17 protein-coding genes are annotated in these 17,959 nt (G+C 67.4%); 1 reads left to right on the top strand and 16 read right to left on the bottom strand.

What is annotated here, in order from left to right:
- Nucleotides 1–50: 50 nt before the first annotated feature.
- The 3 genes from AACH06_RS01530 to AACH06_RS01520 form a co-directional block, all read right to left on the bottom strand.
- Nucleotides 51–878, bottom strand: a complete 828-nt coding sequence (locus AACH06_RS01530; RefSeq protein WP_341423824.1) for a hypothetical protein — start codon at nucleotides 876–878, stop codon at nucleotides 51–53.
- Nucleotides 879–1,012: 134 nt separating this feature from the next.
- On the bottom strand, nucleotides 1,013–1,603 hold the full coding sequence (locus tag AACH06_RS01525; protein ID WP_341423823.1) for a hypothetical protein: 591 nt from the start codon (nucleotides 1,601–1,603) through the stop codon (nucleotides 1,013–1,015).
- A gap of 181 nt (nucleotides 1,604–1,784) precedes the next feature.
- A complete protein-coding gene (locus AACH06_RS01520) occupies nucleotides 1,785–3,734 on the bottom strand; it encodes a thiamine pyrophosphate-requiring protein (RefSeq protein WP_341424218.1) in 1,950 nt (649 codons plus the stop codon).
- A 135-nt stretch (nucleotides 3,735–3,869) separates the two neighbouring features.
- Here AACH06_RS01520 and AACH06_RS01515 point away from each other — a divergent pair, with 135 nt between their 5' ends.
- Nucleotides 3,870–4,322, top strand: a complete 453-nt coding sequence (locus AACH06_RS01515) for a ferritin-like domain-containing protein (protein ID WP_341423822.1) — start codon at nucleotides 3,870–3,872, stop codon at nucleotides 4,320–4,322.
- Between the two features lie 103 nt (nucleotides 4,323–4,425).
- On the opposite strand, the gene AACH06_RS01510 is transcribed toward AACH06_RS01515, so the two are convergent.
- The 13 genes from AACH06_RS01510 to AACH06_RS01450 all read right to left on the bottom strand — a co-directional run bounded on the left by AACH06_RS01510 (nucleotide 4,426) and on the right by AACH06_RS01450 (nucleotide 17,957).
- Entirely contained in the window at nucleotides 4,426–5,547 is a 1,122-nt protein-coding gene (locus AACH06_RS01510; RefSeq protein WP_341423821.1) for a porin, read from the bottom strand.
- 173 nt (nucleotides 5,548–5,720) lie between these two features.
- Nucleotides 5,721–6,521 carry a cyclase family protein gene (locus tag AACH06_RS01505; protein ID WP_341423820.1) on the bottom strand — a complete coding sequence of 267 codons (801 nt, stop codon included), beginning with the start codon at nucleotides 6,519–6,521 and terminating at the stop codon, nucleotides 5,721–5,723.
- Between the two features lie 17 nt (nucleotides 6,522–6,538).
- Nucleotides 6,539–7,312 carry an ABC transporter permease gene (locus AACH06_RS01500; RefSeq protein ID WP_341423819.1) on the bottom strand — a complete coding sequence of 258 codons (774 nt, stop codon included), beginning with the start codon at nucleotides 7,310–7,312 and terminating at the stop codon, nucleotides 6,539–6,541.
- The gene (locus AACH06_RS01495) at nucleotides 7,309–8,091 is read right to left on the bottom strand and encodes an ABC transporter permease (RefSeq protein WP_341423818.1); all 783 of its coding nucleotides are present in this window, start codon (nucleotides 8,089–8,091) and stop codon (nucleotides 7,309–7,311) included. Before AACH06_RS01495 ends, AACH06_RS01500 begins: the two co-directional genes overlap by 4 nt.
- Entirely contained in the window at nucleotides 8,078–8,911 is an 834-nt protein-coding gene (locus tag AACH06_RS01490; protein ID WP_341423817.1) for an ABC transporter ATP-binding protein, read from the bottom strand. Before AACH06_RS01490 ends, AACH06_RS01495 begins: the two co-directional genes overlap by 14 nt.
- Before the next feature lie 4 nt (nucleotides 8,912–8,915).
- Complete coding sequence (locus AACH06_RS01485) at nucleotides 8,916–9,881, bottom strand: ABC transporter substrate-binding protein (protein ID WP_341423816.1); 966 nt, start codon at nucleotides 9,879–9,881, stop codon at nucleotides 8,916–8,918.
- 42 nt (nucleotides 9,882–9,923) lie between these two features.
- The gene (locus AACH06_RS01480; RefSeq protein ID WP_341423815.1) at nucleotides 9,924–10,598 is read right to left on the bottom strand and encodes a TetR/AcrR family transcriptional regulator; all 675 of its coding nucleotides are present in this window, start codon (nucleotides 10,596–10,598) and stop codon (nucleotides 9,924–9,926) included.
- Nucleotides 10,595–11,668 (bottom strand): fumarylacetoacetate hydrolase family protein, encoded by a 1,074-nt coding sequence (locus tag AACH06_RS01475; RefSeq protein ID WP_341423814.1) that lies wholly within the window; start codon nucleotides 11,666–11,668, stop codon nucleotides 10,595–10,597. The genes AACH06_RS01480 and AACH06_RS01475 overlap by 4 nt, the downstream gene beginning before the upstream one ends.
- Nucleotides 11,669–12,063: 395 nt before the next feature.
- On the bottom strand, nucleotides 12,064–12,621 hold the full coding sequence (locus tag AACH06_RS01470; RefSeq protein WP_341423813.1) for a DUF4142 domain-containing protein: 558 nt from the start codon (nucleotides 12,619–12,621) through the stop codon (nucleotides 12,064–12,066).
- 260 nt (nucleotides 12,622–12,881) lie between these two features.
- Nucleotides 12,882–14,198 (bottom strand): cation:proton antiporter, encoded by a 1,317-nt coding sequence (locus AACH06_RS01465; protein ID WP_341423812.1) that lies wholly within the window; start codon nucleotides 14,196–14,198, stop codon nucleotides 12,882–12,884.
- Between the two features lie 12 nt (nucleotides 14,199–14,210).
- Nucleotides 14,211–14,402, bottom strand: coding sequence for a hypothetical protein (locus AACH06_RS01460; protein WP_341423811.1), 192 nt, complete (start codon nucleotides 14,400–14,402; stop codon nucleotides 14,211–14,213).
- An 86-nt stretch (nucleotides 14,403–14,488) separates the two neighbouring features.
- The gene (rpoN, locus tag AACH06_RS01455; protein ID WP_341423810.1) at nucleotides 14,489–16,054 is read right to left on the bottom strand and encodes an RNA polymerase factor sigma-54; all 1,566 of its coding nucleotides are present in this window, start codon (nucleotides 16,052–16,054) and stop codon (nucleotides 14,489–14,491) included.
- A gap of 433 nt (nucleotides 16,055–16,487) precedes the next feature.
- Nucleotides 16,488–17,957, bottom strand: coding sequence for a PQQ-dependent sugar dehydrogenase (locus tag AACH06_RS01450; protein ID WP_341423809.1), 1,470 nt, complete (start codon nucleotides 17,955–17,957; stop codon nucleotides 16,488–16,490).
- Nucleotides 17,958–17,959 lie beyond the last annotated feature (2 nt).

The raw sequence follows: 17,959 nt of genomic DNA, 5'->3' as shown, positions 1-17,959 counted from the left end.
TTTCAGCGCCGTGAAAGGAATGCTTTACCGAGCAGCGAAACGTCCGTCGATCAGAGGTGATCTGAAGGGTGGCTCAGAGACGGCGCAGAGACGACGTGATAAGGCGTCTGCACACCAGGAAATACATCTGTCAGAGGCCGCACCTCCGGCAGCACATAGACGATGCCAGGCCGGGACTGGAACGGAGGCCAAACCACCTGCTCGAAGAAGGCCACGGGCAGATTGATGCACCCGTAGCTGATGCGGTTGTCGGCCGAGGTCGGCGTGGCCAAGCGTTCGAGACGCCTTTCTTTCGGATTGGTGGCCCGCACGCGGTGCATGGACACGGCCGCCTCGTAGTCGACCCATACCACGTCCTCCTGGTTGGCGTTGCGACCCCGGGCCGCCTCGAACCGCCCTGCAGGGGTGGTTCTCTCTTGAGGCTTCACCTCGGAGATGGGTTTGTCACCAATGCCCGGAACGGTGTCGTCACCGGCTGCAAAACCCAGCAGTACCGGGCTGTCGCCGGCGAGGCGGCCGCCGGGCTCAAAAACATAGACCCGCGCGCGCCGCTTGTCGAGGATGACGAAATGCTGTGTGCCGTTGTCCGCCGAATCCACCACCCATTGCGCCAAGCGACGCACATCACCCGAAGGGCTGACGCCGTTCCAGTCCAGACGTCGCTGGACCGTGGGCACCGCCGATCTCCCGAGCACAGCACCCGGCGCGTGGCCCGCCTGGACCGGCGCTTCCACCACCCCCGGCTTGGGGCCACTCGACGTGGGAGCCGTGCCTCCCGGCCACAGATGCGGCTGCAATGCCAGGAGCGCCGCGAGGATAACCGTCCCCATCAGGAGGCCTTGCTTGAGGCCCTGTGTGATGTCTTTGCTGATCATCATCTTGATTGCGCTCCTCACACAGTGCCGGCCCGACAGAGAAGGCGGCACGCGGGCGTCCGCTTCCGTCGGGCCGGCGGCCGGTGGCGTGGAGATTCCACGCCGCCGGCTCCTTCAGGCTCGTGTCTTCGTGAACATCAGTTGCGGTCAGGGCGCGGTGCGCGCTCGTCGGTGCTGCTGCTGCGGTTGCCCATGTTGTAGATCGGGTCGTTGGGCGAGTTCAGGTCCACGTGCGTCTCGGCCGGAGACGTCGACGTCGCGGTGCCGGTGTTGGGCATCGTGGAGGTCGATCCAGCGGCGGCGGGGTTCGTCACGGTGCCGCCCTCGGTATAGGCAGTCGTGCCGGTCGCGCCGGTGGCGCCCGCTGCGCCCGTGGTTGCCCCGGACGGGCTCGTCGAATCTGCAGCCCACGGGCTGTTGGCATCCGTTGATGCGGCGGTGGTCGACGCGGTGCTGCCAGCGGCGGTGGAGGTGGTGGAACTGGCGGTCGAGTTGGTCGTGTCGCTGGCCATCGGCGCCATGGCGCCAGCGGCCGTCGGAGCGGCGGCTTCGTACGGATCATTGCTCACGCTGTCGCGAGCCCAATGCTTCGGCACATTGTTGTCGACGGAGCCGTTGATGTTGGCGTTGGGCACGGCGCCTTCGTCGCTGCTTTGCGCGTAGGCAAAGCCGATCGATGCGACAAGCGCGGCGGTGGTGACAGCGGTAGCAAGGGTCTTGTTCGACATGGAAATCTCCTTCAAGAGTGGCCCGCACGGGGCGGATGGGCTGAAGCCGTAGCGGTTGAAAGGCCGGCGACTTCCCGGTGTGTTCACTCTAGGCCTCCAGCCTCGTTCGCCAGGTCCGCCACCGGAGCATCTGCGTGTAGGAAAAGTCCGCGTCGGTGGCATCCCGCGGGCCCCCCAACTGTTATGGCGATCTGTCGCGAGACCAACTGTCCAGCGCAGCGCCGGGGTCTTCTTCGCCAACGGCGGACCCAAGCGGTTCGGCTGCCGAAGGCGCCACGGACGGCGAGCTCTCAGCCACCGATTCGACCTGCGCCTCACCGCCGCTGCGCATGGCCGAGGATTCCGCTGCCGCGGCACACCATCCGCCCCACCACTGCCGCGCCGAGGCCAGCACCGTCGCCAGGGCATCGCGATCGCCCTGCAGCAGCGCCGCACCGTACGCCCACACCTGCTGACCGGTGAGGTGCGATGGAACGAGCGGCACGTTCGCATCGACCACCACCTCCAGCAACATCGGGCGGTCGGCGTTGAACGCCTCTTCCCACGCCGAGGCCAGGGCTTCGGGGTCTCTCACCGTCCGTGCGGCGAGGCCCAGAAGGCGCGCGTAGTCTGCATACGGGAACGGCGGAACGAACTGTGAAATCGAGGCGCGCGGGTCCCCTTCGGTGGCGCGCTGCTCCCAGGTGACCATGTTCAAGTCATCGTTGCGCAGCACCAGCACCACCAGCCTTGGATCACGCCACTGTGGCCAGTCGTGCGCCACCGAGATCAAGGCGTTGATGCCGTTCATCTGCATCGCGCCATCGCCGACGAGAGCCACCACCGGGCGCGACGGATGGGCGCGCTTCGAAGCCAGCGCATAAGGCAAGGCCGGCCCCATGCTGGCCAGGCCGCCCGACAGTGAGCCCATCATGCCGCGCCGCATCTTCAGGTCGCGGGCATACCAGAACGTCGCGCTGCCTGAATCGCAGGTGATCACCACATCGTCCGGCAAGCGCGGCGACAACTCCCAGAACACACGCTGCGGGTTGATCGGATGGGCGGCGACCATCGCTCGGCCTTCCACCACGGCCCACCACCGGGCCACCTGGCTCTCGACACGCTCGCGCCAGCGCCGATCGGGCTGCTGCCGCAACATCGGCAGCAGGGCCCTCAGCGTTGTGGCGCTGTCGCCTTCGAGGTTGACCTCCATCGGGTAGCGCAGGCCCAGGCGACACCCCTCCCAATCGATCTGAACGCCGCGGGCCTGACCTTCTTGCGGCAGAAACTCCGCGTAGGGGAAGTGACTGCCGACCATCAACAGCGTGTCGCAGTGGGCCATCAGGTCCCAGCTGGCATCCGTGCCCAGCAGACCGATGGCCCCCGTCACGAAAGGAAGATCGTCCGGCACCGCCGCTTTGCCAAGCAGTGCCTTGGCCACGCCGGCCCCCAGCCTTTCGGCCAGCTCGATCACTTCGTCGGTCGCGCCCAGCGCCCCCGCCCCCACCAGGATCGCGACGCGTTGGCCCGCATTCAGCACCCGGGCGGCGGCCTCCAGATCCGCCTGCGGGGGAACGACGGCACGCGCCTCGCGCCCGATGCCGCTGTGCAGCGTGCCGTGGCGGTGCGGCGGCTGCTCCACCGCCGGCAACCGCTGCACGTCAGACGGAAGCACGATGCAGGTCACCGTGCGCTGGCGGATCGCCATACGCATCGCCCGATCGACCACATGCCGCAGTTGGGCCGGCACCATCACCGTCTGCACGTACTCGGCCACATCGCCGAACAAGGCGGGCAGATCGACCTCCTGCTGGTAGTCGCCGCCCAGCGATGAACGCGCCTGTTGACCCACGATGGCCACCACCGGCTGGTGGTCCAGACGAGCGTCGTACAACCCATTGAGCAGATGGATCGCCCCAGGCCCCGACGTGGCCAAGCAGACGGACACCTCGCCCGTGAACTTGGCGTGGGCGCAGGCCATGAACGCGGCCAGTTCCTCGTGACGGGTCTGCACGTAGGTCGGCCCCTCGGGCTCGGCACGTTGCAGCGCGCCGATCACGCCGTTGATGCCATCGCCCGGATAGCCATAGACGAATCGCACGCCCCATTCGCGCAGGCGCTGCACCAGGTGATCGGACACGGTGTCGGACATGCAAGATGGGCGGCAATCCACGTGCCCTTGCGCATCGGGCATGCCTTCTGCCCTGTCGACGAGGCAGATGCCGCGCGGCATCTGGATCCACTCACCGCCACCGGGCTTCACAAGCCCCACGACAGAAAGGCCATCATGGACAACTCAGACCTGATCGATACCCTGAACCACCTCGTCTCGACCTGCAAAGACGGCGAGTTCGGGTTTCAAAGCTCGGCCGAGCATGTGAAAAGCGAGAACCTGCGCAGCGTGTTCCTGGCGCGCGCTCAAGAGTGCCGGCAGGCCGCGGCAGAGCTTCAATCGCTGATCCAGCAGCACGGCGGCAAGCCGGATGACGGCGGCACAGCCACCGGTGCCATGCACCGCGGCTGGGTGGCCGTCAAGGGCACGATCGCAGGCTACAGCGACCTGGCCATGCTGGAAGAATGCGAGCGTGGCGAAGACGCTGCGCTGGAGCGTTACCGCTCGGCGCTCGAAAAGCCGCTGCAGCCGCTGGAGCGTGCCTTGGTCGAGCGCCAGTACGAAGGCGTCAAGCGCAACCACGCGCAAATCCGAAGCTTGCGCGACACCGCGCGCGCCATGACTTGACGGCCAACGATTCGTCGTCCTAAAAAAGAGGGCACCCCGCGCGGGGTGCCCAATCGCTCTCCTCAGCGAAAACTCGGCTCAAAGCTTGGGTGCGGCACCGAGCTCAAAAGCGGTGGCGGGCACCGAGCGCCCAGGTGGTCCCGCCGTCCAAACGGGTGACCCTATCGCTCATGCCGACCGCATAGAGATCGGTTCGCTTGGACAAGCTGTAGTCATAGCCCATCGATACGGTGGTGCGCGTCGCGTCCTGGGCATCACTGCTCCCCCCGGCCGACAGATCGCGCCTGGATTGCGCCACCGAAGCCAGCAGCGCACCTGAGCCCCAGGGCACGGTCGCGCCGAGCTGCCAAGTGCGCAATTTCAAGGTCTTGTCTGGCGGTGGCGGCCCGGGACGCGTACCGTCGATTTGACCGTCGAACCACTGGCCGAACACCTTGGCGACTCCGAAGTCCCATGACGCCGCCAGTTGCCACATCGAAAACTGCTGGCCGGTCAAAGGCGGTACCGCGCCGCCGAGCGTGGGAAACGCCAACGGGAAGGTGAGGCTCGCCCGCTCGGTTCGGTCGTACACCACCGCCATCGCCAGCGGTTGCCCCGCCGGCGCATACACCACGCTGCCGCCCCAGCGACGGCCAGCCGGGCCTCCTTCCGACGGCGCGGCTTGCGCCGCCACGGTGAGGCCGGCCCAGTTGGGCGACGTGTAGGCAAGCGTGTTGTTCCAGCCCGAGTCGGTCGCCCCGGCGATGGTGGTCAGCGGCTGGGCGGCCGACCCGATGTAGGTGTGCAGGAACACCGGGTTCAAGCCGGCAGCCGGGCCGAACGGGCTGAAGCGCATCATGTTGACGAAGTTCAGCGTCGACATGCGGCCCAGACGCACCTGACCCCAGTCACCCGACAGGCCGACCCACGCCGAGCGGCTCCAGAAGGCCTCGCCCGGAATGCCTCGTGTCGATTCACCGGTGTCGGGACGGAGGAAGGTGCTAACGTCGAACTGGGCCTTCAGACCACCCCCGAGGTCCTCGCTGCCTCGAAAGCCCAGGTGGGACGTCTCCATCAGGCCGCTGTCGACGTTGCGGACTGCGTCTTGCGCGGCCAATTGCCGCTGGGCCACGGCCACATCGAGGGTGCCGTAGACGCTGACCTGGCTGGTCGGCGGTGTCTGCGCCCAGGCCGCGCCCAGGCAACTGCAGGCGGCCAGGCCGGCCGCGGTGAGGGGGAACTTCATGTTGTCTCCTGTCGGGTGGATGAAACAGCTTCTGGCAACCGGCCCAGGGGCCGGTCCACCATCGCAGGAGGAGAGCGGGTCGTTGTGTACGGGGCGCATCTGCGGCGCCCTCGTCGGTTCGGCATCAGCCAGGCGGCCCTTGAACAAGCCACCCACCTGCTGCCGCCGGTGGGTCAAGTCATCAAGGCATCGTCGAAGATCGCGACGGCGCGGGTCCACCCCGCAGAAGCGCCACGCACCTTGTGCGGGAAGCAACTGATGTAGAAGCCATCAGCCGGCAGCGATTCGAGGTTGTGCAGCTTTTCAAGGTGGCAGTAGCCGATGTCACGGCCCGCCTTGTGGCCTTCCCAGATCAGCGAGGCATCATGCGTCTGCCCATACTTGCGGGCCGTGTGGACAAAGGGCGCGTCCCAGCTCCAGGCATCGGTGCCGGTGAGTCGAACGCCGCGCTCGAGGAGGTACATCGTCGCGTCGTAGCCCATGCCCACACCGGCTGAGACGTAGTCGCTTTGCCCATATCGCGAGCCGGCACGCGTGTTCACCACCACGATCTCCAGTGGCTTCAGCCGGTGGCCGATGCGGGCCAGTTCGGCTTCGACTTCGTCGGCTCCGATCACGTGGCCGTCAGGGCGATCGCGAAAGTCCAGCTTCACGCCCGGCTGAAAGCACCATTCGAGCGGCACGTCATCGATCGAGATCGCGGGGCGCTTCTCACCGCTGCGCGCATCCATGGTGCTGTGGAAGTGCCAAGGCGCATCGAGGTGAGTGCCGTTGTGGGTGGACAGCTGCACCAGTTCGACCGCCCAGCCCTCGCCATCGGGCAGGTCTTCACGTCGCAGCCCTGGAAAGAACGGAGCGATCTGCTCGAAGGTGTGTTCGTGGGTGAAGTAGGTGATCTTCGGCTCCAGCCCGGGCGGGTCGGAGGCCACGTCGTTCTCGAGGTAGATGGACAGGTCGACGAAGCGGCGTTTCATAAGCGGTTGAGATTGATTCAATGAGACCGTTGCCAGCGCAGCGCACGCTGCTCGAAAGCCGCGAGCGCCAGGTTGCTGACCACACCAATGGCGCCGAGCAAAAGCACGCCAGCGAACAGATCAGGGGCACGGAAAGAGCGCGCCGCCAGCAGCACTGCCTGCCCCAGGCCGGTCTGCGAAGCCATCATTTCACCGACCACCGAGACGATCAGCGACACGGTGAGCGACAAGCGCAGCCCCGAGAGGATGTCAGGCACAGTGTGAGGCAAGGCGATCTTCCACAGGTACTGCCATCGCGACAGCTGCATCGCCGACGAGACCTCGCGCAAGCCACGGTGGACACTCGCCACACCATGTGCCGTGGCCAGCAGCACCGGCCACATCGCGCCGAAGGCGACGACGAACAACACCATGCCGGTGGACAGACCGAAGACAGCGATCGCCGGTGGCATCACGGCCGACGCAGGCAAGGGGCGGAAGAACTCCAGCGTGGGCTGCAGCCACGCACGGGCCAGCGCCGAGCTGCCGATCCATACGCCCAGCGAGATGCCCATCAGCGAGGCCAGCAGCCAACCCACCAGCATGCGCCCCACGGTCGCACCGGTGTAGCCCGCCAGCGCTCCCTGGGACCAGCCTTGCACGATGCTCTGCACCGTGGCCTCAGGTGAGGGAAGGAAGGCGCGGCTGATCCAGCCCAAGTGGCTGGCCAACCACCACACCAACACCAGCGCCCCGAGCATCGCCACCGAGCCGGCGGCATCCGCCAAGGTCTCGCGAAGCGGGCGGTTCATGTCGCCACCTCGCCGAATCGGCGCGCGAGGCGGACCTCGGCCACACCCGCAAGCGCATTGAGTGCATAACCCAACGCGCCGATCCACGCCAACCAGGCCAACATCTGCGCCGGATCGAGGCTTTGCTGGGCCAGGATCAACGCATAGCCCATGCCACTGGGGTTGGCAGCAATCTCCACCGTGACCGCCACCACCAGGGCGATCGCCAGCCCCAGTCGGAGCGCCACGAACCAGCGGGCCAGCACCGAGGGCAGCACGATCTTCTGCAGGCGATGCCAGCGCGACAGGCCCAGGGCCGCTGCCACCTCCAGCCAGCGCGGTTCGATCTGGCGAACCGCCGCCTGGGTCATCACCAGCATGGGCCAGAAGGTGGCGAACGCGACCACGCTGGACTCCATGGTCAAACCGAAGCCGAACACCAGCAATGCCAGTGGGATCAGGGCGACCGAGGGCATGGGGCGCAGCAGCTCGACGGAGAGCAGGCTCCACGCCGCGGCGCGGCGCGACGAGCCGAGCAGCACACCAGCTGCCACGCCCAGCACGCTGCCCAAGGCCAGGCCTGTCAGCGCCGCCCGCAGGGTAAAGCTGGTGGCCTCCCACAACGAGCCGTCGGCCACCAACCGGCCGAAGGCCACCGCGGCTGCGGTGGGCGGGGCGAGCGAGTCGCTGCCCTGGCCCCAGCCACGGGCGTAGACCTCCAGCGCCAGCAGCAGCACGGCGGGCAAGGCCACAGCGCGAAGCCAGCGCCGGGTGAGCGGCGCGCGGTCAGGCTTGGCCATGGTCGAGGTAGGCATACAACTCACGGCGAAGCCGCAGGAACTCGTGGTGCTCGCGGGTGGCCAACTGGTGGCGAGGGCGCGGAATGGCCACCTCGATCGAGCGGGCCAGGCTGGGCCGGTCGGCGCCCGGCCGGGCCCGCAGCGCGAGCACCGTGTCGCCCAGGTAGATGGCCTCTTCGAGATCGTGGGTCACGAACATCACCGTGAGGCCGCGCTCGCGAACGAGTTGGGCCAGCTCGTCTTGCAGCCGCTCGCGCGTCATCGCGTCAAGGGCGCCGAAGGGCTCGTCCATCATGATGACCTCGGGGTCCTGCGCCAGGCAACGAGCGATCTGCACACGCTGCTGCATGCCACCGGACAGCTGACCCGGGAACTTCTCGGCGTGTTCGAGCAGGTTCACCGTCTTCAAGACCTGCTCGATGCGGGCGGGACGCTGCGATCTTTCGACGCCAGCCGCCTCCAGCGCCAGGCTGATGTTGCCGGCCACCGTTCGCCAGGGCAGCAAAGCGCGCCCATAGTCCTGGAACACGAAGGCCACCTCGCGGCACGGGCCTGTCACCGGCCGGCCATGGCGGCGTACTACGCCGCTGCTCGGCTTGACGAAACCCGCGGCGGCGCGCAGCAGCGTGGTCTTGCCGCAACCGCTCGGGCCGATGACACACACGAACTCGCCGCGGCGGATGGACAGGCTGGTGGGGGTGAGGATGTCGCGCCCGCCCAGATGAACGCTCAGCGCGTCGAACTGCAGCACGACATCATCGGGCTTGGATCGGGCCTGTGCCTCGGGGGCCGGCCGCGGCGTAGCCAGGGCTTGCAACATGGCATCAGGCCTTCAGGACCAGGTCGGCGTAGTTCATGTTCGAGGTCACCAAGCCCTGGTCGCGCAGCAGCGTGCCCCACCACTGCAGCTGCTTGGCTGTCACCACCGGCCCGGGCGGCGATATCTGCATCTTGGCCACGGCGGGCGGCGCGAGCTTGAGGTACTTGCCCAACAACTCCCGCACCCGGGCGTCGTTCTTGCTCTGCAGAAGAAAGGCGGTCGCCTCCTGCAAACCTTCGCGAAAGGCCTTCACGGCGGCGGGATTCGCTGCCACCCAGTCGCGCCGGGCGACATGGATGACCGTCGGATAGCCCTCTGGCAGGAAGGTGGTGAAGTAAGACGCCACATAGCCGGCGCCGCTGTCAATGATGCGGGTCATGAACGGCCCGCCCGTCACCACCGCGTCGACCGTGCCGCCCTTGACCATGTCAGCATGTTGGGGGAACGGCGATTCGATGAAGGTCACGCTCTGCGCCGACACGCCATTGACCTTCAACCACTGTGAAAAGGCGACATGCAGCAACGCGCCAATGCCCGGCACACCGATCTTCTTGCCCGCGCAGTCCTGCGGTGTCTTGATGCCTGCGCCGGCTCGCGCCACGAGGCCCAGCTCGGTGTAGGTCTTCGAGAGCACACCCCCACCACCCAGCACCACGTGATCGAGCCCGCCCTGCACCGCCTGCAGGTAGCCGGTAGGGGTAGGCCCTCCCATCTGCAGCGAGCCCGACTGGATGGCCGCCGGGATGGTCGAGGTGATCGGAATGAACTTGAGCTCGACCTCCAGGCCACGCTTGGCGAACATGCCCTCATCGGTGGCGATGAACACGGTCGCGAAATCGGAGACGGCCGAGTAGCCGAAAGCCACCTTGGTGGCGGCACGCGCGGACAGTGCGGGCAGGCACAGCGCGCCTGCCGCAGCGGCGCCCTGCAACAGGGCCGCCCTTCGGGTGTTCGAGAAGTTCAAAGGCATGGTTGTCTCCGTCGGTGATGTGATGGTCTGCAGGCCAGTTGCTCAGCCGCTCTTCAGGGCGCCGCGGAACCCGGCGGCGAGGAAGCGCAGCAGCGCCTGCTGGCCGTGATCGTCGGTGGCGCGGTTCTCACCACGCGACAGCGTCTCGACCCGCACGTCGGTGAGGTAGTGCAGCACCGCGCCCAGCATGAACTGGTAGCACCAGGCCACCTGGCCCCGCGTGGCACGCGGAAAAATTTGCTGCAGGGTGTCGATGTACGCATGCGCCATCGGGTTGAAGAACTCTTCCTGCGCACGCTCGGATTCCGGTGTGGGCGACATCAGGTCGCGCGCGGCCATCAGCGCGTAGTACTGCCCAGTGGGGTGACGCGACAGCTCCACCAGCGGCACCACCCAGGCGCAGAGCACGCGCTCCAGCGCGTCGGGTGCCTTGAGATCGCTGGCCGCGGCTTTCAATGCCGCCACACGCTCATCGATCGAGCCCTGCCACGATTCGAAGATCGCGTGGTAGAGCTCATGCTTGGCACCGAAGTAGTAGCCCACCAGGGCGAGCGGCACACCGGCCTCGCCAGCGATGTCGCGGATGGACACCGCGTGGTAGCCACGCAGGCCAAACAACTTCTCCGCCGCCAGCAAGATGGCCTGGCGCCGGTCGGGCGCGGCCTCGGCCAGCGTGTCCTTGGCGGCGCGCGCACCACGTCGAGCGGCAGCCATCATCGGGCCCCCACCTGAGCGGGTTGCAGCGGGCGCAGGATCGGTGCCGCCCGCGAATCAGCAGCCGCGGGCACGACGCGGTTGCGCAGCACGCCCAGGCCTTCGACTTCCAGCTCGATCACATCACCGGCGCGCAGGAAGCGGCCGTGCTCCACACCGCAACCCACGCCGTCTGCGCCCGAGCAGGTGCCTGATCCGAAGAACTCACCGGGGTACAAGGTCTCGGCCTGCGACACATAGTGCAGCACGTCGTCGAAACGGAAGCGCATGTCGCTGCTGCGCCCGACGGATACGCGCTCGCCGTTGATGCGCGCCTGCATCAGCAGGTTATAGGGATCGGGCACCTCATCCGGGGTGACGAGCCAGGGGCCCATCGCGTTGCCGGTGTCGAAGTCCTTGCCCTTCGCGGGCCCGAGCCGCCCCCCCATCTCGCGGCTCTGGATGTCTCGCGCCGAGAAATCGTTGAAGATGACGTAGCCGCCGATGTGCTGGTGGGCCTGGTCTCGCGGGATGTTGCGCCCGCCGCGCGACAGGAAGATACCGAACTCCAGCTCGTAGTCGAACACCTGGCTGTAGTGCGGGATCTGCACCTGCGCTTCCGGCCCGACCACCGAGAAGCGATTGCCCTTGTAGTACACCGGACGCTCGTACCACGGCAGGCTGCTGCGATAGGCAAGTGTGTGCTGCCGCCCCACGTGCCGCTCGATGAAGCGGTCGATGCGCTGGCGCCAGCGGGGCATGCCGAACTTGCGGGCGCAGTTGATCACGTGCTGCTCGAAGTTCATGAACTCGCGGATCGATTCGGGCACCGGTACGGGTGCCAGCAGGCACACGTCGGCCAGCGCCACGCCGCATTCGGGCCGCGGATCGCGATCGAACTTTTCAAGCAGGCGCTGGGCGGCGTTGCGGGCCGCTACGTCGCCGCGCAGGAACGCCAGCATGTCGGTGAACCACGGCGACTGTCGGCCTTCGAACACTTGGGCCGCAGCCTGCAGGCGAGCCAGGCGCTGGCCGTCCGGCAGCAGCGCGCCGATCTCCGTGGAGCCGTGGACTTGATAGGTGGCGAGTTTCATGTGAGCACGTTTGAACGATCGTACAAATTTTGTTGTACGACCGTACAAAACGTGCCGGGTACAAACCCGAATCTGGCGTCATCGTGAGCGCGCCGGCAGACGTGCAGCGCAGACCGGGTACCCACCCCGCGCATCTTTTTCGGGTCACTCGGCACCGAAACGCCCCGCGGCGCTCGGCCCCAGCACTGTCAGCGCAACGTCAAACTGATCAGCGGAGTGGCGCCGCCCGCAGGTGGCGCCGGTTCCGGCTGGGGCACCTCCATGGGCAGGTCACCCGGTTGTGCAGGCATTTCGGGTGGAGGCGGCGGTGGCACGGTGTCAGGGGGCGGCGGAACCACGTGCGCGCGCAGGCCGCTGGAGGGAGGCAAAGTCATGGTGAGAACTTTCTGCCGGCCTCAAGGGCCGAGTGTGACGTTGCGATCCAGGGCCCGTGCCGCCTGCAGCTGTTCGCGCAGCGCCGGCAACGATTCGGTCGCCCTGGCTTTCAGCTCTGCGTCCGTGGCGGTCAAGGACATCTGGTTGAATGTGGCAACGAGGCGCGCCGTGCCCGCGGCCGCCTCCTTGCTATAGGCGACATCGAAGGCCGAGCCATTCAGGCCGCCGATGACATCCACCACGGCGCGCCCCACGCGCCAGAGGCCAGACGGCATCCGCCATCCCCGCGCCGCGCCGATGCGCTCCAGCTCGGCGACCAAGCGGCCGCCGTCTTGCAAGGCCCGTTCGCCCAGGCGCCGTATCGGCTCGCTGCCGCCGCGCTGCTGCGCGAGGCGAGCCAGCTCCATCGACACGCGCAACTCGCCGATCGCCTGGCGCATCGCCACTTGATCGGCATTGCTCAAGGGCTGCGCGCCAGGCTCAGGCCCCGTCGCCTGCGCCAGCACCCCGACACTCAGGCTCAGGCAGCACACGGCCAGACAGAGCAAGGCCTTCAACGATCGCACGATCATGAACATGGTGCACCCACCCTCAGGCGAACAGCGTGCCGACGCGCGTCGCCCGCTGAAGGGCCCAAGCACCCAACGGGGCGTGGATCTGCGCGGGAACGGGCTGATTCGGAGGGTCCTGAACAGGGACCGGCGGCAGCCATGGATCAGGATCTTCGATGTGCCGGCGAGATGGCTCGGGCGGCATCGGCGGATGCTGCGGCGACTCAGGCAGGGGTGTGATGGGGATGGGCATGATCAAGCTTTCGGCAAGTGCCGTGCCGATCTCCTCAGCGGTGGGATGGCGGCGGCGAGGGCAGCGGGGAGCGACGCGCCCTGCGGTACAGACGCATCACCGGCGTGGCCGACGTGCCATGCATCAGCACCGACAGCGCCACGGTGACCAGCACTGCATCGGCAACAGGCCGCCATGCGGGGCCGCTCAGGCCGTGGGTGAGCGCCAAGGCCAGGTAATACATCGACCCAACCCCTCGGATGCCGAACCAGGCCGCCAGCCGGCGCTGCGAAGTCGTCAACGCCATGCCCTGCGTCGTGGCCAGGACGGCCAGGGGTCGGGCCACGAAGCACGTGGCGGCCGCGATGCCCAGGCTCTGCGGCGTGAAGGCTGCTGCCGTCAGCAGCGCGCCGATCACCACCATCACCACCAGTTCAGCCAGCTTCTCCAGATCGAGGGTGAAGTCCATCACCACCCGGGCCATGTAGGCACTGGCCCGATTCGGGTGCGCGGCCGCCTCGGGCCCGAGGTCCGTCACCGGGTCGACCACCGTGGCCGCTGCCGCGTTGTCCACCCGTTCGAACTGGCGCATCGCCAAGCCTGCCGCAAAGACCGCCAGAAACCCGTACACCTCCAGCAGCAACGCCAATCCGTACGTGAGCGCGATCAGCCCCAGCGTCAGAAAGCTCTCCATGCCCAGCGCCTGCTCGCGCTCGCGCCGCAACCACACCACCAACCGGCTGAACGAAAAACCCATCACCCAGCCCAGCAGCAAACCGGCCGACGTGGGCCACAGCAGATCACGCTGCCACCACAGGGCGCCCCACGGGCCCAGCGCATGCGTGCCCATGATGCCCAGCGCCAGCATCACGAACGGCCCCGCCGTGCCATCGTTCAAGCCCGCCTCGGCCGTGAGGCTGAAGCGCAGGCGATCCCGGTCGTGCTCGTGCTCCACCTGCACGTCCGAGGCCAGCACCGGGTCGGTGGGGGACAGCGCAGCCGCCGCCAGCAACGCCGGCCCGACGGCCAGTCCCAACGCCACGCCCGCCCCGAAGATGAGGGCCATGGTCAGCAGCATCGTCACCGTGGCCATCACCAGGGGCACGCGCCAGAGCCGATCGCTCAGCGGCACGCGCAGCCGCAGGCCCACCGCGAAGATCGAGACCAGCACGGCGGCCTCGGTGAGCCGCTCCAGCAGCACAGCGTCGCGCTGCAGATCGATCTGCAGGAATCCGAGCACGCTGGGGCCGAGCAGATAGCCCGCCAGCAGATACAGCGCCGATGCCGACACGGGCAGCTCGCGTCGCCAGGTATCGGTCAAGCCGATCAGGATCAGCAGCAGGCCGACGATGACGAACCAGCTGGTGGCCAAGGTCGCGCGCCTTCAGGGCAGCGAGCGCCGCTCGCCCACCGTCAGCACCTGAGCCGCCACGAAGTTCCAATCGCGGCGATCGCCAGACGCGTCCCCATCTGGACGCCAAGCCCGAAGCCGCTGCACATCGCGGCGCAGGTCGTCAAGGGCGTGCTGCCGAAGTTGCTCCAACAGTGCGGCGATGGCGGGGCTCTGAGCATGCATCAGGGGATCCTGTGCGGCAAATGAGCAACCCATGTGCCCATCCCCGCGCCACCGCCCCAGCCAGCGCCCGCGAGCCGGGCCGCTCGTCAGGCACGGCCGCGTCGACGCTCGATCGGATCGATACGCAGCAGTTGCCGATACTTGGTGACGGTGCGCCGCGCCAGCCGCACGCCCTGGCGGGCCAACTGCTTTGCGATGTCCGCATCGGACAGCGGGGCGTCGGGTGACTCGGCCTCGATCATGTCCTTGATGAGACTGCGCAGCGCCGTGCCAGAGCAGGTCTTGCCACTCTCGGTGGTGAGCGCACGGGAGAAGAAATACTTGAGCTCAAAGACGCCGAGCGGCGTCATCATGAATTTGTTGTTGGTGACGCGCGAGACCGTCGATTCATGCAAGCCCAGCTCATCGGCGATTTCCCGCAAGCCCATCGGCCGCATGGCCATCTGCCCATGCTCCAGAAAACGGTGCTGGCGAGCCACGATCGCCTCGGCGACCTGCACGATGGTCGCGAAGCGCTGCTCGACATTGCGCAAGGTCCAACGGGCCTCTTTGAGGTGATCGGCCAGTGCCTGGTCTTCGGCCCGGCGATGCCGCTGGAACAGCTCTGCATAGACGCGGTTCATCCGCACACGCGGCACCACCGCACCGTTCAGCTGCACCGTCCAACGCCCCCGCACTTTGCGCACGATCACATCGGGCACCACGTACTGCACCTGCGCCGGGCCGCACCGCCAACCCGGGCGAGGGTCCAGCCGGCGAATGCGCTCGCAGACCGCCTCGATCTGCTCGGGCGACTCGTGCAGCACACGGGCGAGCTTGGCCACATCGTGGCGAGCCAGCGACTCCATGTGATCGTTGACGATCGCGCGGGCCAGCGCCCTCGTTTTCTCGCACTCGATGCCCTGCAACTGCAGCGTCAGGCATTCGGCCACGTTGCGAGCTGCCACGCCAGCCGGCTCGAGCGATTGCACGCGGCACAGTGCGATCTTCAGCTCCTGCGGCGTGGCGGGCGGCGACAGATCGGTCAGGTCGATCAACTCCTCCAGCTCGGTGCGCAAGTAGCCATCGTCGTCCAGCGATTCGACAATCGCGCGGGCGAGCGCCGCATCGCGCTCGGGCAGCGAAAGCAGGTCGAGCTGGGCGTGCAACTCGGCCGTCAACGTCGGTTCGGCCGCCATCAGATCGAGGGCGCTGATCTCACCGTCCTCAGCACGGCGAAGCCGCGTCAGCCCATCGCCAGACCACGCGTCGTTGCTGACGGCATCGAGATAGGCCTCCGCTCCATCCATGCTCGAGGCCTCGGCGCCATCGTGTTCGGCCGATTCGCTCGCCGGCATCGCAGGCGCCCCGTCGGTGAAATCGTCTGCGGTGGCGTCGAACCCGTCCGCAGATACCGTGAGGTCGGCACCGCGATCCGTGGCGGGCATGTCGCCTGCGTCATGTGAGGCGTCGAGGCCCGGCTCCTTGGAGGCGGGATCGGGATCGCCCCCCTCGCCTTCTTCACCCTCCAAAAACGGGTTGCGCCCCATCACCGATTGCACCTCGTGGGCGAAGTCGGTCGAAGACAGTTGCAACAGCCAGACGGCCCGCTGGAGCCGCGGCGACAAGGTTTGCTGTTGTCGGTGTTCTGCGTGTCGTTGGATCGAAAGCATGGGCTTGAACTCGTTCTGCGTGGCTCGGAAACGCCTTCATTCATGCACGCTTCATGCCGGCTGACCGCGTCGTTTCATCACGACACGGTTGCAGTGTTCGTCCCGCCTCGCTCACACCGGCCCAAGCACCCTTTTTCCCTCGTGAACAGCGGGGAAGAATGGGCACGACAAGTGCTGCACTTGAAGACGAATGTTTCGTTTTCGCCCCGCGTCAAGAGGCTGGGGCGACGCCAGGCGTCACGCCCGTTTGCGCGAAATTTCCGGGAACTGGTCAGACTTACCGATCACCTGACGGGTCGGGGGCTGGGCGGGCTGGCGAGACGCGCCAGGACGAGAGCGCCCTGAGGAGCCGCGCCCGGATGAGACGCGGCGAAAGCGCGCGTCGTCGCCACGCGGTTGACTCCGCTTCGCCGCGTGGCAGCGAAGCGCAGGATCAACGGGCCACGGTGGCGTTGCTCACGCGCCAGATGGTGTTGCCCACGTCGTCGGCCACCAGCAAGGCGCCGCTGCGGTCCAACACCACGCCCACGGGCCGGCCGTACGCCTCGCCGCGGGGGCTGAGGAAGCCCGTCAACACATCTTCCGGCATCGCGCCTCGTGCCGGCAAGGCGCCGTCGAACGGCACGAACACGACCTTGTAGCCACTGCGCGGCTCGCGGTTCCACGAGCCATGCTGCCCGATGAACGCGCCATGGGCGAAACGGGCCGGCAGTGTGGTGCCGTCCGAGAATGTCAGCCCGAGCGACGCCGTGTGAGAGCCCAAGGCGTAGTCTGGCACCACCGCGCGCTCCACCATGTCCGTCCGAGTCGGCTGCACGCGGTCATCGACATGGCGGCCGTAGTAGCTCCAAGGCCAGCCGTAGAAGGCGCTGTCTCGAACCGAGGTGAGGTAGTCGGGCACGAGGTTGTCGCCCAGTTCATCGCGTTCGTTGACCACCGTCCAGAGCACACCGCTGCCCGGCTCCCACGCCAGCCCGTTGGCATTGCGCAGGCCGCTGGCGAAGATCCGCTTGCGCCCACTGGCCACGTCGATCTCCCAGATGGCGGCGCGGCCCTGCTCTGCCTCAAGGCCACGCTCGGCGACGTTGCTGTTCGAGCCCACGGTGGCATAGAGCAAGCGCCCATCGCGGCTGGCAATCAGGCCTTTCGTCCAGTGGTGGTTGATGGGGCCGGCGGGCAGATCGGTGAGGCGCTCCCCCGGGGCGGTGATGCGCAGATCACTGCTGCGGTAGGGAAAGCGCCAGACCGCGTCGGTGCAGGCCACGTAAAGCTGGTACGTGGCGCCAGTTGCCGGGTCACCCGCAGCGGGTGTCGATGACGAAGCCGATGCAGAGGCTGGTTGATCCGCCGCGACGACGGGCACAAGTGCCATGCCGAAGGGCGACTGGAGGTTCTCCAACAACACGCTGCGCACGTCGGCCACCCCATCGCCGTCGGTGTCGCGCAGCAAGGTGATGCGGTTGGGGCTGGGCGTGCCTGCGCCGGCCTCCTTCATCTTCGCCTTCATCACCATGCCTTTGATGCCCGGGTTGTCATCGGGCTTGGGTGGCGCATTCGTCTCGGCCACCAGCACATCGCCCTGCGGCAACACCAACAACCACCGGGGGTGCACCAGGCCCGTCGCAAAGGCCTTCACGGCCAAGCCGTTCGCCGCCACGGGCGATGTGCCGGCTGGCCAGGGCCGCGCCGGTGCCACCAGCACCGTCGGAATGAAGTGTTTTTCTGGCGCTGGCAGGCGGGGCGAGGGCCCGTAGCCCGGATCGGCAGATGCGCCGGCGGGCGGCGTGCCGCTCGGGCCACCTGCCGCCGCGGCGGACACACTCAGGGCGAGGCCCATTGCGGCCAGCATGGCCACCCGTTGGCGCGCCAGGGCGGCCCATTCGAAGATCCATCGAAACCACATCG

Origin of the sequence: Ideonella lacteola, assembly GCF_038066555.1 — a bacterium.
GTDB classification, from domain to species: domain Bacteria; phylum Pseudomonadota; class Gammaproteobacteria; order Burkholderiales; family Burkholderiaceae_C; genus Ideonella; species Ideonella lacteola.
This window is presented reverse-complemented; position numbering and strand designations above follow the sequence as displayed.